This is a genomic window from Nesterenkonia halotolerans (assembly GCF_014874065.1).
Lineage (GTDB): Bacteria > Actinomycetota > Actinomycetes > Actinomycetales > Micrococcaceae > Nesterenkonia > Nesterenkonia halotolerans.
Map to the genome: position 1 here is coordinate 1,288,133 of NZ_JADBEE010000001.1, position 12,565 is coordinate 1,300,697.

The 12,565-nt window shown below is 62.7% G+C and carries 18 protein-coding genes; 3 read left to right on the plus strand and 15 right to left on the minus strand.

Annotated elements, in window-relative coordinates; translation table 11 throughout:
- Positions 1-43 precede the first annotated feature (43 nt).
- Positions 44-1,228 carry a cation:proton antiporter gene (locus tag H4W26_RS05875; RefSeq protein ID WP_318779845.1) on the plus strand — a complete coding sequence of 395 codons (1,185 nt, stop codon included), beginning with the start codon at positions 44-46 and terminating at the stop codon, positions 1,226-1,228.
- A 336-nt stretch (positions 1,229-1,564) separates the two neighbouring features.
- Here H4W26_RS05875 and H4W26_RS05880 read toward each other — a convergent pair whose 3' ends face one another.
- The 10 genes from H4W26_RS05880 to H4W26_RS05925 form a co-directional block, all read right to left on the minus strand.
- Positions 1,565-1,960 carry a CBS domain-containing protein gene (locus H4W26_RS05880; RefSeq protein ID WP_192591171.1) on the minus strand — a complete coding sequence of 132 codons (396 nt, stop codon included), beginning with the start codon at positions 1,958-1,960 and terminating at the stop codon, positions 1,565-1,567.
- Between the two features lie 73 nt (positions 1,961-2,033).
- Positions 2,034-3,392: a cytochrome P450 gene (locus H4W26_RS05885; RefSeq protein WP_318779783.1), complete on the minus strand. Its 1,359-nt coding sequence runs from the start codon at positions 3,390-3,392 to the stop codon at positions 2,034-2,036.
- Positions 3,393-3,558: 166 nt separating this feature from the next.
- Positions 3,559-4,440 (minus strand): manganese catalase family protein, encoded by an 882-nt coding sequence (locus H4W26_RS05890; protein WP_192591172.1) that lies wholly within the window; start codon positions 4,438-4,440, stop codon positions 3,559-3,561.
- A gap of 134 nt (positions 4,441-4,574) precedes the next feature.
- Positions 4,575-5,234 carry a hypothetical protein gene (locus H4W26_RS05895; protein WP_192591173.1) on the minus strand — a complete coding sequence of 220 codons (660 nt, stop codon included), beginning with the start codon at positions 5,232-5,234 and terminating at the stop codon, positions 4,575-4,577.
- Between the two features lie 161 nt (positions 5,235-5,395).
- Complete coding sequence (locus tag H4W26_RS05900) at positions 5,396-5,653, minus strand: stress protein (RefSeq protein WP_192591174.1); 258 nt, start codon at positions 5,651-5,653, stop codon at positions 5,396-5,398.
- Between the two features lie 539 nt (positions 5,654-6,192).
- On the minus strand, positions 6,193-6,657 hold the full coding sequence (locus H4W26_RS05905; RefSeq protein WP_192591175.1) for a DUF4383 domain-containing protein: 465 nt from the start codon (positions 6,655-6,657) through the stop codon (positions 6,193-6,195).
- Positions 6,658-6,739: 82 nt separating this feature from the next.
- Entirely contained in the window at positions 6,740-7,156 is a 417-nt protein-coding gene (locus H4W26_RS05910) for a CBS domain-containing protein (protein WP_192591176.1), read from the minus strand.
- Between the two features lie 53 nt (positions 7,157-7,209).
- Entirely contained in the window at positions 7,210-7,641 is a 432-nt protein-coding gene (locus H4W26_RS05915) for a CBS domain-containing protein (RefSeq protein ID WP_192591177.1), read from the minus strand.
- Between the two features lie 225 nt (positions 7,642-7,866).
- On the minus strand, positions 7,867-8,274 hold the full coding sequence (locus H4W26_RS05920) for a CBS domain-containing protein (protein WP_192591178.1): 408 nt from the start codon (positions 8,272-8,274) through the stop codon (positions 7,867-7,869).
- Between the two features lie 5 nt (positions 8,275-8,279).
- Entirely contained in the window at positions 8,280-8,582 is a 303-nt protein-coding gene (locus H4W26_RS05925; protein WP_192591179.1) for an STAS domain-containing protein, read from the minus strand.
- A gap of 233 nt (positions 8,583-8,815) precedes the next feature.
- On the opposite strand from H4W26_RS05925, the gene H4W26_RS05930 reads away from it, so the two are divergent.
- Positions 8,816-9,547 carry a GAF and ANTAR domain-containing protein gene (locus H4W26_RS05930; protein ID WP_192591180.1) on the plus strand — a complete coding sequence of 244 codons (732 nt, stop codon included), beginning with the start codon at positions 8,816-8,818 and terminating at the stop codon, positions 9,545-9,547.
- 153 nt (positions 9,548-9,700) lie between these two features.
- Complete coding sequence (locus H4W26_RS05935) at positions 9,701-10,366, plus strand: haloacid dehalogenase type II (protein ID WP_318779784.1); 666 nt, start codon at positions 9,701-9,703, stop codon at positions 10,364-10,366.
- Positions 10,367-10,394: 28 nt separating this feature from the next.
- On the opposite strand, the gene H4W26_RS05940 is transcribed toward H4W26_RS05935, so the two are convergent.
- From H4W26_RS05940 to H4W26_RS05960, 5 genes are all read right to left on the minus strand, one after another.
- Entirely contained in the window at positions 10,395-10,916 is a 522-nt protein-coding gene (locus H4W26_RS05940; RefSeq protein WP_192591182.1) for a CinA family protein, read from the minus strand.
- 162 nt (positions 10,917-11,078) lie between these two features.
- Positions 11,079-11,564, minus strand: coding sequence for a hypothetical protein (locus H4W26_RS05945; RefSeq protein WP_192591183.1), 486 nt, complete (start codon positions 11,562-11,564; stop codon positions 11,079-11,081).
- Between the two features lie 100 nt (positions 11,565-11,664).
- Positions 11,665-11,931: an SRPBCC family protein gene (locus tag H4W26_RS05950; RefSeq protein ID WP_192591184.1), complete on the minus strand. Its 267-nt coding sequence runs from the start codon at positions 11,929-11,931 to the stop codon at positions 11,665-11,667.
- 28 nt (positions 11,932-11,959) lie between these two features.
- Complete coding sequence (locus H4W26_RS14125; RefSeq protein ID WP_192591185.1) at positions 11,960-12,145, minus strand: SRPBCC family protein; 186 nt, start codon at positions 12,143-12,145, stop codon at positions 11,960-11,962.
- Positions 12,146-12,274: 129 nt separating this feature from the next.
- The gene (locus H4W26_RS05960) at positions 12,275-12,469 is read right to left on the minus strand and encodes a hypothetical protein (protein WP_192591186.1); all 195 of its coding nucleotides are present in this window, start codon (positions 12,467-12,469) and stop codon (positions 12,275-12,277) included.
- Positions 12,470-12,565: the final 96 nt, after the last annotated feature.

Below are 12,565 nucleotides of genomic sequence, written 5' to 3' on the forward strand. Positions count from 1 at the left end.
GTTGGACTTGAATCTGATCGTGGCTCTGTTTGCCGGGGCCATCGTGGTTCTGTCGTTGTTCTCCACCCTTTTTCAACGCCTTAGCTTGCCTGGTCCGTTGCTGGCTCTGGCGTTCGGCGCGCTCATCGGCCCCTACGCAGTGGACGTGATCCGGATAGAGGATTTCGGAGTCCCCTCCGGGACCCTGCTGGAGCAGGCCGCTCGTGCCACTCTTGCGGTGGGTCTGACCGGCGTCGCTCTGCGTCTGCCCCACGGGTACTGGAAACGCAACATCCGATGGATCAGCGTGATCATCGGCCTGGGCATGCTCGCGATGCTCGCCGTGGCCACCGGGGTCCTCGCCGTAGGGCTGGGCGCACCGTTTGTGATGGCGCTGCTGATCGCCGCGATTATCACCCCCACCGACCCAGTGGTCACGACTCCGGTCGTGACCGGATCCATGGCGGAAGAGAAGATCCCGAAACGAGTCCGGTACAACCTCTCAGCAGAGAGCGGGATCAACGACGGCCTGGGATACCTGTTCGTGATGCTGCCAGTGCTGCTGATGATCAGCCCCGCCACGGCGTGGCAGGACCTGCTGCTCAAAGTCGTGCTCTGGGAGGTCCTGGGCGCCGCCGTCTTCGGCGCAGTGATCGGGTACCTGCTGGGCAAGCTTTTCGTGCTGGCGAAGAACAAGCACCTCATGGAGGAAAGCTCTTACCTCGGCTTCGTGGTCCCCTTCGGACTCTTCGTGCTCGGGGCGGGAAAACTCCTGGGCACCGACGCTGTCCTGGCCGTGTTCATCGCCGCAGCCGTCTTCGGGCAGGTCATCCCTCAACGCGACGAGTCCCAAGAGGACAAGGTCGACGACGCAGTCAACCGATTCTTCCTGCTGCCAGTCTTCATGCTCCTCGGCATCGCGCTGCCGATCGCCGAATGGGGTCAGCTCGGGTGGGCTGCACCTGCAGTGATCATCGCCGCCATTCTGGGACGCCGACTCATCACCGTCTGGGCGCTGCGTCCGCTGTTCAGCAACCTCCACGACCGCTCCGAGACCTTCTTCCTGAGCTGGTTCGCGCCCGTCGGGGTCTCTGCCCTGTTCTACGCCACCCTTGCCGAACGACACACCGGCAACCCAGACATCTTCGCGTACGCCACCCTGGCCATCACCACATCAGTGCTGATCCACGGACTCTCCAGCGCGCCGCTGAGCGCCTGGCTCCACCGCCAGCACGCCGCCCGAACATAGCAAACCTGATCACGCAGAGAGGGCAGCTCAGCACTCACCGGCGCAGATCAGGAGCAGCCTCTGGGAAGCGAACCGCCTGCCGAGTATGGGTTCCATGGTGGGCCTCACGCTCCGACTGGCGAGGACCGCACCACAAAGGGGTCCGCCCAGGGCGACGGTGCACTCGACCCGAAGCTGCATCTCGGCTAACACGGCTCCAACGCAGGGGTGCGCCAGCATCCCTGTCGCGGCGGCCTGGGCGAGCTGCTCGAACCGGCGGGCAGCAAGGGAGCCGCCAGCTAGTTGTTCCACGTTCGCCGAAAGACGTCGGGCGGGAGGCGAGAAGCCGATGCAGCATCATGTTTGCGCGATGATGCCGAGAAGTTCTTCGACCTGGATCGCGGGGCCCGCTCTGCCGATGTCGTCCCTGCTGAGGACTCCCACCAGGACTTTGCCCGAGAGCACGGGTAGGCGCGTGTGTTCTTGGAGTGCCATCGTTGCGAGGGCGCTCTCGATCGAATCCTCGAGCTGAACTGTAGCGACACCGTCGCGGATGAGGTCGCGAGCCTTGAAATTCTGGGCGTGGGAGTCCAGCGCACGGACGATGCGAAGAACCTCCCGAGCGGTGACCATACCAAGAAGACGTCCCGTCTCATCACACAGGGGCAGGGACCCCACTCCGGATATCTTCATCCGCATCGCCGCCTCCGCTACCGTGGTGGTTTCTGTGAGCGCGGAGGCTCCCGGGGTCATGATGTCTCGTACTTTCGTCATGGGGGGGGGGTTCCCTTCATCTGTGTGGGTAAGTGACTGGACGAGGCTCGAATCAGCTCAGTCGGAACCGCAGGCTGAAGTTGTTCAGCAGTCCGGGGAGCTTCTCTGGATCCAATGAGTGGGAGTCCAGGTGCAGCGTCGCCTGGCTCAGCAGCTCTGCCATTATCTTGGAGGCGAGCAGGAGCACCAGGTGGCGCCCGGGGCATAGGCCGGGCCCCGCGCTGAAGGGCACCAGCGGCCAGTCTTGGCGTGTGCGCGGCCGTTCCCACAGTTCCGGGGCGAATCGGTGGGCGAAGTCCAGGTGCCGGTCGTCGCGATGGAAGAAGGGTGTGAACACCAGCACGGAGGTCCCTGCTGGCATCACACCATGGGTGAATCGCACGTCTGTAGTGGTCTCGCGCAGGATCATGGGCGTGGTGGGCCAGAGTCGCAGTGATTCCAACACCGTGGAACGAAGCAACGGCGTCGCCGGAGTGGGCTTCTCACCCTCTTCCGTCTGCCCGACCTTACGGGACTCGCGCGTGGCGGCACGAAGACTGTCAGGGTGGGCGGCGAGCAGTGCCAGGGCTCGGAACGTCGCCATCCCCGCGGGATCGAAGGCGAAGAGCCATTGCGGGATCTGCTGGGCTGGCTGCGCCTCGGAACCTTGTGGCTGTTGTGTCATGAAGGCCGCAAGGCTGCCCGGCTCCGCCCGGTCCAGCGCGTTTTGAATCTCGTCAAGCAACGCCGATCGGCCACGCGTGGCCACAGGTTTGAAGAAGGCCCAGTTGCCGTCGCGTCGAAGGCTTTCCATGAGGTCCGTGAGCGGGGTGTCGGTCCGCGCAGAGTCGCCGAGCACCACTCGCCGCACGATCCTGAACCAGGCGTCGTAGAAGCTCTTGTATTCGAGCGCGCCACCGGCTGCCTGCACCTGCTCGAGCAAGAGCTCCGTCTCTTGCTCGACGACCGGCATGAACGATGCTGCCATGTGGTGGACGGGGTGGTCGTGGTCGAGGGTCTTTTCGTTGAGTCGGCGTCGTTGGGCTCGTTCTGTGCCGTCGGAGATCAGTGCCGTCTTGGGCTCGAAGTGCTTCAGCGCGTGTCGTTTCAACGTCTCTTCTGCGGCGAAAGGCTCAGGAGATCCCTCCAGGACCCGGTGGACATCCCCCGGGTCCAGGATCAGTGCCACGGGCCGGCCGGGGATGTTCAGCATGAGCGGTCCACGCCCGTATTTATCCGACAACGTCTGCATCCGCGACACCGCCCTGCCATCCAGATCGAGCCGCTCGGAGGCCGCCACCATCGTGGGCCGTCTGATGATGGGACCTTTGGCGACCATTGGGCCGATGACGTCGCGCAGCACCTGCACCGTCTCCAGCGGCCCAGCGCTGGGCAACGGGTTATGGACGGAGGAGATCGATGTGTCGTTCACGGCGCACCTTCTGCTGGTTGTTTTCTAGATAGCTACCGCACGGAGAGGGCACCCGGGAGCGGAGGGGGACAACGCGGGGCAGACCGGCCGCCCCGTGCCCCGGGCTCACGGAGATACGAACAGTCTCCGGGAACTCGGGGCACTCTCTACGAGACGGCGCCGTTGATCACTCTTTGTTGAGCTTGTCCTGCACTGCCCCGGCGGTCTTCTCCACGGTGTTCGGCACCTCAGTGGTGCCATAAAACCTCGCATCAGGATGGGTCGGAGGGGGCATCGGCACACCTTCCATCGGGGTCTCGATGTAGGTGAACTCGCCCAGCCCGTCAGGGCTGGGACCTGAGGCCCAGGATCCCTCGGCCATGGACTTGCCGTCGGAGAAGTTGATCGCCTGGTAGGAGAACTCCCGGTGCTCCTGCTTGATCGGGAAGTTGCTCGGCACCGGCATCTCCTCGACACCGGATTCCTGCAGCTCCCGCGCGGCGGCCAGCCACTGATTCTGATGGTGGGTGTCCCGGGCCAGCAGGAAGGAGAGCAGATCACGCACGCCAGGGTCATCGGTCTGGTGATACAGCCGCGCCACCTGGGTCCGTCCCTGCATCTCTGCATTGATGTTCGAGGTAAAGTCCGCCAACAGGTTCCCGCTGGCGGTCACGTACCCCGCGTTCCACGGGTTGCCGTTGCTGTCCACCGGACGGGCTCCGGCCCCAGCCACGATGGCGTCCTGGACATCCATGCCCCCGACGACGGCCGCCACGGTCGGATCATCCTGGACCGCTTCGTCGGTGATGCCGTGGGGTGCTTTCTCCAGAAGCTGGGCGACCATGGTCGCGAGCATCTCCACGTGGCCGAACTCCTCAGCCGCCGTGGAGAACAGCAGGTCTCGGTATTTGCCGGGGATATGTGAGTTCCAGGCCTGGAAGCTGTACTGCATGGCCACGGTGATCTCACCGTACTGGCCACCGATGACCTCCTGGAGCTTGCGCGCGTAGACCGCGTCAGGCTTCTCAGGTGTGGCTCGGTATTGAAGGGCTTGCTTGTGGTAAAACATGTGGCCTCCTAGTTGGCGAAGTAGGTAGCGGTGATCGTGGAACGAGGCTCAGCTCGAGGATTCGTTGCTGCGTCTGATACGGGGCGGGCACTGTCACACCAGGTGTGGTTGCCCCGTGTTTTGAGGTGCGGTTCTCAGGTGCGATCACCTCCTTTGGAGGATCTCCCCGAAGGCTTGTCCGGCGCGTTTCTCTCTGGGGGGCGCAGTATCGTTCTAGGCACTTGGTGGCCGTCGACACGCTCGCTGAGTTCGGCGCTGGGGGTGTGGTCCAGTTCTTCATCGTGGCGACGTTGGCGTTCGCGCTGTCCGTGGGTGAGCTGGCGCACGTTGGTGCTGGAGTCAAACGTGGACCCGATCGCACCGGCGATGACCCCCATGGCGGCGCTGAGCCACGCAATGTCGAGGTAGTTGGTGAAGGAGACCTCGGCGTCGAGGGTTTCACCCAGGAATCCTGGTTCGATCACGACCATCGCTCCGGACAGGATCAACGCCACCAGCACCAGGTAGAGCATTGCGACACAGATCAACAGGGTCAGAACGGTGGAGCCGTTGTAGAGGGCGACGACTCGTCGGAGGCGTTGATGACGGGGCTTATCCCACAGCCCGTTCATCACGATCAACCAGACCACCATGCTGACGATGGCGGTCCCTGCGATCATCAGCAGTCGACTGAGGCTCAGGGCGTGAGACATTTCCCAGACGGAGCCATAAAAGATGCCGAAGGCACCGGTGGCAGAGGCTGCGGCCAGCGCGCGGGAGAGCTTCGGAGCGGTTCGCCACGGATTGTTCGCCACGGTCATTCCCACCACTGTCCGGGGGGGCTCCTGTCCAGGGCCGCGCGAAGAGTCGGAAGCTCTTGCCTTCAGCGGCTCTCCGGCGGGAAGGGAGTCACCCTTCCCGCCGAACCAGCTCGATCCGCGGATAATGCCGCTGGATCCGATGAACGGGCATGGGGTCAGCTGTTCCGGCCGCCTTTGGCCTTGTCCTCAGTGGACTGGGCCTCGGCGCCCTTCTGACCAGCCTGGCTCGGGTCCGCCGAGTTGGAGTCCCCGAAACTGCCGGAGCTCTGCTGACCGCCCTGCTGACCCACCTGGCTGGGGTCGGCAGCGTTCTTTTCACCGAAGCTGCCCGTGCTCTGCTGGCCGCCCTTGCTGGCCTGGTCTTCGGTGTCGTTGCGGTTGCCGAACTGTCCTGGGTTGTTCTGATCAGCCATGACAATCTCCTTACTCTTTGTTCTCAGTCTCAGTTGAGACCTGAGGTGAGGCGCAGCGCCTCCGTTCTTCGTGCCACACCGGTCACAGCACATCTTGCTGCCCGTTATGACACCCAGTCCCAGAATCGTCACCGCGGTCTGAGACTTGGCTTATGCGGCCTGCACACCTGTCGTGCCAGGCCTCAAGACGAAGCAACTCCCACTAGCGGGCACGATCTGCCTGCCCGGGTGATGCGTCGCGTGTTGGGGGGGGGGCTATTGGGCGCAGTGCTCGCAACAGAAGATCTGCCCGTTGCGGCGTGTTCCGTGCCCGATGATGCGGCATCCACAGTGGGCACAGCTCGGAGCCATCTTGTGGATCGCGCATTCAAAACTGTCGAACGTATAAGTCGTCTGGTCCTGAGTGATGGTCATCGCGGCGTCGTACTCATTTCCACACGTATCGCATACAGCCATGCTGTCCTCCTCGGTGGTGGCTTCAGACTCGTTCGACGCCCCGTGCTACTCCGGAGGGCGCCGACGACGGGTGCGTGCGTTGTTCATCGGATGCTCCGGGCGTGACGTGATTCGCGTCGAAGGAAGGACAACGCAATCATCGTGACTCCCAGGCCCAAGTGCAGCCAGTCATCAGCGGTGTTGAGCGGCACAAAGTTGGCCACCGAATCGGTGTCGATGATCAGCCCGTAGAGCCACAGCCCGAGGTAAACCACACCTCCCCAGAGGAGGAAATGCCGTGCTGAAGTCGCTGAGCGGGCCAGCGCTACACCGACGAGTCCATAGAGCACGTGCACGATATTGTGCAGAGCTGAGACCTGAAAGATCCCGAACAGCATCGCTTCGGAGTGATGTCCGGCGAACTGCAACGTGTCGTAGCCGGTGGTGATGCCAGGAATGAACCCGGCCGCTCCGACCAGAAGGAACACCGCCGCGTAGCTCAGCGTGACCCACTGGGCCGGGGACCGCACGGTTTCTTTCTTCTCTGCAGAGGCAATTGGAGTCGTCATCGTTCTCCCTTCTCGTCGCGGACTTCACCGGCGGCGTGTTCGCCGACGAAAGCTCCGGCGGTTCTCTTTGTGAACTCGACGCTTACTCGTAGGAGATGAGTTCTACGAGTTCCCCGGCGCGGTCCTCGGGCATGGACCGGGCGATATCGGCCTGAGTCAACATGCCCACCAGGTCGTGACCGTCAATGACCGGAAGTCGGCGCACCTGATGCTCGGTCATCGTGGCGATCGCGCCTTCGATCGTGTCATCGGCGCCAATCGTGACCGGTTTGCCGCCACCGAGCTCGCGCGCTTTGACCTGGTTGGGGTCGGTGCCGGCTGCGACACATTCGCGGACGATGTCGCGGTCGGTAACCATGCCTTGGAGTCGGTCGTTCTCGCCGCAGATCGGAAGCGCCCCGACACCGAGATCTCGCATCATGCGGGCGGCCTCTTCCAGGCTCTGATGTTCTCCGATGCACTCGGCTCCGCCGGTCATGATTTCGCGTGCTTTGGTCATCTCCCCACTCCTTCTTTGTCGGTTGTTGGTTCTTTCTGGGAGTTAGTAAGGCATCAGGGACGGCCCCCCGCGGCAGCAGGTACCGGGCTCTGCTGCCGGTGGGGCACCGCGCGGGCCCGGGCAGCGAGTTCTTCGACCACGGAATCATCGTGCTGGGCGCACCATTGGAAAACCTCCGTCGGGTGCAGCAGTCCCAATGGGTCGTCCTGATCAAAGATCACCACCGGTCGTACCCCGTGTTCCCGGTAGTACTGAGCACAGGCTCCGGGGGAGTCCTCCGGGCCCAGCGTCTCGGGCATCTGGACCACCGCCTGTGCGCAACGTCGATGCCACCAGTCCTGTGGGTGGGCTGCGGTGAAGGCGTCGATGTTTTCGCTGGTCAGCACCCCGATCGGCCGGTCATGTAAATCTCGGATGATGACTAGTTCGCTCTGGTTTCGAGCCAAAGCCTGCTGTGCGGCCCCGACGGATTGGGTCTCACACACGGAACATCCCATGGGTCGGAGAAGGTCACCGATTCGTGTAGGCATCTTTACCTCCAAAAGTGGATCCAGCTTGGATCGGGTCGTTCGGGTCATTCGGGTTCACTGTCGACCGGGTGGACGCTGGGTCACCGGCCGCGGTGGGAGAAACACTTGGTTTCACATCGTGCTGGGGCCCTGCTCCCGGACGGGGTACAGATGGCTGGTTGATGTGTTGCGAAGACACCGTCACTGGCGTGGCTGGGGCGGTGCGGGGAAGTCCAGATCTGGTTGCTCCGCACACCAGAGGAACACTGGCTCGGGGTAGAGAATCCCCACCGGCTTCCAGCCGTTGAGGACCGGCAACGGCTGAACCTTCTCGGTGCGGTATAGCCACAGCACGCCTTCGACCGGCTGCTGCGCTCGGAGAAATCCGGTCCCTGCGGGGCAGGCTGCCGCGCACAGAATCTGGTGCCATCCTTCGGGGTTCTGGGCTGCGTGGGCGGCGAGGTCCCGTGCTGCCAGCAGTCCTTTGGTGTGTCCCGAGGGGTCACGTACCAGGACGGCCGCATCTGAGTCTCGAAGCAGGTTCGCGGCGTCACCGAGCGGTTGCGTGGAGACGATGGTGTGCTCCACCGGGGACATAAGTTCAGCCACGCAGTTCATGAGCTCACCGCCTGGCAGTCACAGGGCAGGGCGGGCAGGGATGTGGTGATCTTCGGCAGGCCCTTTTTGGAGCGGAGCTGGTCGATGTAGAGCTCGAGTGCGGCCATGCCGACCGGATCGAGATGGTCCAGACCCTGGAGATCGATGACCAGGTCGGGGCAAGAGAGAAAGGCGGCACCGCGGTCCAGTATCTCGGTGACCGACGGAACCGTGTTCAGCGTCAGGCATCCCAGCACCTGGAGGCGTATGGGGCCAGCGAGGCCAGCGGCGTCGATGATGACGCGAGAAGAATGCTGCATGACACAGTCCTTGAAAAGAGATTCAAGTGCCCGTGGCCTGAGCAACAATTTTCAAGCTACTGGGTGGACCCGCGTCTTGTAAAGGGCCCCGATCCCCCTGCTCCTCGTTACTTTTTTTACCCGTGTCATCCGTGGTGCGCGGTGGTCAGATGTAGTCAGTTCTCGGGGCTCTCCCGTAGTGTCGGGAACACACTGTCACCGGCTTGGCGCCCCACGAAAGGACGGATTTTCCCTTGGCTGACCCCTATGAGGTGCGCGATCTTTCCGCCGAACTTCACCAGGTCCTACTGGAAGACTGTGACCTCGCCGAGGTGTTGGATTCGATCACCAAGCTCGCCGTCGACCGTCTCTCGGTCAACCGCCGAGTGCTCTGCGGCATCGTGCTCAAGCGCAACCGAAGGAACATCGTGGTGGCCAGTAGCTCCTCCGAGGCTGAGCAGCTTGACGAGGTCCAAGCTGGCTTCGATGAAGGGCCCTGCTTAGAGGCCCAGCGCACGAACACCCTGATCAGGGTGCCCGACGTGCGCTATGAGACCCGGTGGCCCCGCTACATGTGCGAGGTCCGCGACCATGGGCTGCGCAGCGTCCTGGCGGTACCGCTGGGCCTCGATGAGACGGCCAGTGCTGCCATCAACTTCTATTCCGTAGAACCTGGGGCCTTTAATGACGAGGACGGTGAATCCGCACAGCGGTATGCCGAGGTCGCCTCCGCTGTGGTCGGGATCGCGCTGCGCACCGCTGGGCACGCAGAATCTGCTGAAGACCGACGGATCTCCATGGAGTCACGTACTGCGATTGACCTCGCGGCGGGGATCATCATGGGTCAGAACAGGTGCAGCCAGGAGGAGGCGATCACGATCTTGAAGAGCGCGTCGAACCACCGCAACATCAAGCTGCGCACATTCGCCGAACAGATCATCGCCACGGTGGGGCACGGCCCGGCATCTACAAATTTCGAGTCCTAGTCCTGCCGCCGCTGGTCCTTGCCGCGGACTCGGGGGTCTTGCGCACCCGGGCGTTCCCCGGAGACCATGACGTTTCCTCTCGGAAGAATTCGCCTGAGGTAAAGGACTTCCGAGTAGGAGTGTAGTAACGGGCCGAGGTGGAAGGAGATGCGTGTGGTGAGACGTGTTGAAGCGGTGGTGTTCGACGTCTTAGAGACGTTGCTGGACTTAGACCAGATCGGGACCAGGCTGGAGGAGGTCGGCCAGCCGTCTTCCGCGCTGGGTTCGTTTTTCATGCGCTTCCAACGCGACGCGATGGCACTGTCCCTTGCAGGCGACAATGCGGATTTCACCCGAACTGCACGCCAGGCACTGCGCACCGAAACCCAGCAGACTATGTCTGACGACGATATCGATTACGTCCTGGACGGCTTCAGTGCAATGCCCGCGTTCCCGGACGCTGCCCCTGCCCTACGCAGACTCTCCGAGGCGGGGGTCACCATCGGATGTCTGACTGTGGGAGACCCGGAGAACACGCGCTCATTCCTCAGGAAGGCAGGTCTGGATCCCCACGTGGCTCATGTTGTGACCTCTGACGCGGTGGGGGTATGGAAGCCCGCTCCAGAGGTGTATCGCTATTCGGCCGAGACCCTAGGGTGCAGCCTCGAGCACATGGCGCTGATCGCGGTCCATGCCTGGGACTGCCATGGTGCGAAGAAAGCCGGCGCCATGGCTGGGTGGTGTTCACGCCTAGAAGGTAGACCTGGCGAGGTCTTCCTCCCGGCTGATGTCACCGGTCGAGATCTCGTCGAAGTTGTCGACGAACTGCTGGCGCTCTAAACGTAGGGCAGTTCGGGACGCCGGAGCGTCAACCGGGAAACTCTGCCTCCCAGGCCGCGGGCCGCTGGCGCATCAACACCGATCGCAACAGCTGTAAGCAATGCAGCTGAGTCTGTGCCAGGATCTCCAGCGGCTCACCCGAGAAAAAATGGAGTTCTGTCTCCACAGTGTCGGACACCCTGGCGGCGATCCACGTCGTCCCTGGCGCCTGTCCCTCCTGTCCGCCGGGTCCTCCGGCACCGCTCGCCGCGATACCCGAGTCGGCTCCAAACAAGGCGGTCACGCCCTGGACCATGCTGGTGACAGCTTCCTGGGATATCACCGGCCCCGGAGGTACGCCCAGCACACGACGCTTGGCTTCGGATTGATAGGCCACCACTCCCCCGGCGAACCACTCCCCCGAGCCCTCAGTTGCCGCAAACTGGTTGGCAAGCTTGCCTCCGGTCAGCGACTCGGCCACCGCGACGGTCAACCGTCGTTCGCTGATGATTTCGCCAATCTCTGCAACGATATCCGTCGCTTCTGCCTCTATGCTTTCGACGCTCTTCATGACGCTCTCCTCGACTAACTCGTTGAAGAAGGATCCCGGCGGCCGGCAGCCCTGGGATAATCACCGCGCACTGAAACCCCTTGCAGCTAGAACGCCTCTACGAATAGCGGCGCGAAGCCGTCGGGTCAACATCGAACTCCAGACCCCTGCGCAGCACAGGGCTCAAGCCTCTGGAGGGGAGACTGAACGGTTGATCATCGGTGGTTCGATCCCACCACCGTCAATATCGTGAACCTCTCCCCCAGCAAGCACTGTGTTCCCAGCACGGACCCCACGACTCTCAATAACACCCGCGACCCTGGCAGTCCCGGCAAGCCTGCCAAGGGGCGCGATCTTCAGCACCGCCCCAGCATCCACCTCTGCCGGGCCATTTTGCAGACCCTCAATCTCGACGTGCGCACCCTCTTCCAGGTGCAGTGGACCGAGATGTTCCCCTACCAAGTACCCGATGCTCCCGGAGAAAAACGTCAAGGGCCCGTAGAGCTGCCCATGCTCTGCGATCGTTAGGGTAGCGCCGCCGAGGACATGGGCGGCACCAGAAAACGAGCCCTGGAGTTGCTGTTCGCCCTCGATCACCCAAGGCTCGCCGGCGCCGTGGCCCTGAAACGTACCACTCGGCGGGCGTGCTGGATCGTCGTTATAGTTCACGCTGAAACTCCTCTACGTAGAACAAGCTCTCCAAAAATAGGTCGCAAGAGACCATCAGCAGACCTACCACCCTGGTCGTAATGTGCGATTTCCCACCGTTTCAGCCAGTGGGCTCACCGGCCGCAGCGTCGCCGCCCTGATAGGGCTCCCCTGTCTCGTCGGCACTGCCTTCGATGAGTTCCTTGAACTGCTGCAGATCCTTCTGCGCAGAGTTCCGCACCACCTCCACATGGCCTGTCTCGGACGCTTCGTCCTGATCCCCACGCGGATACTCACAGACCAGATGGATCTGAGTGTCTCCCTCCTCGGTCTCGGTGAAGGTCGCGGTTCCGGAGTTCACCGCACCATCCACACCAACCCAGGACACCTTCTCCTCCGGCACCAGCTCCTGAACCTCAGCCTCCCACTGCTGACGGCCCCCCCTCTGGTTCAGCGACCCACTCCAACCGAGTATCGGTGAGGAACCGCACACTGGTCACACCACCCATGAACCGGGGGAACTCTTCAAACTGCGTCCATAGGGCGTACACCGCGCTGATGGGCGCCCGTACAATAATTGATCCGTCAGCCGTGGTCGGCATCTCTTTTCCTCTCCATAAGACTCTCTGCCTCAGAGTTACTTACCTCTGCAGAGTTAAGCGGTTTGATTCCACAGGGCCGCACTAGGGCCCTTGGAATCAATGGGCCGGCATCGTCAGAGAACGGTGAGGTCACATGTCGCCTTCTTCATCCAGAGGGGACTCTTCGGCCATGTCCCCGCCCTGGTCTTCCATTTCACCGTTCTCGACCGGGTCCTCGGTCTCAGTGCCCGAGTCGTCGCAGGCAGTGGCACCAAAGAGTGCGAGGGAACCGACACCGATCACGCCGGCGATCGTGCGAAGCTTGCTGGTCTCGGTGGTAGCCATAGGGTACTGACCTCCATCGTCTGCATCACAAAGATGCTGCGCGGCCTTTCCGCGGTTCTACCGTGGGGTCATCAAACGCCCCCGACGGCGTTGCTC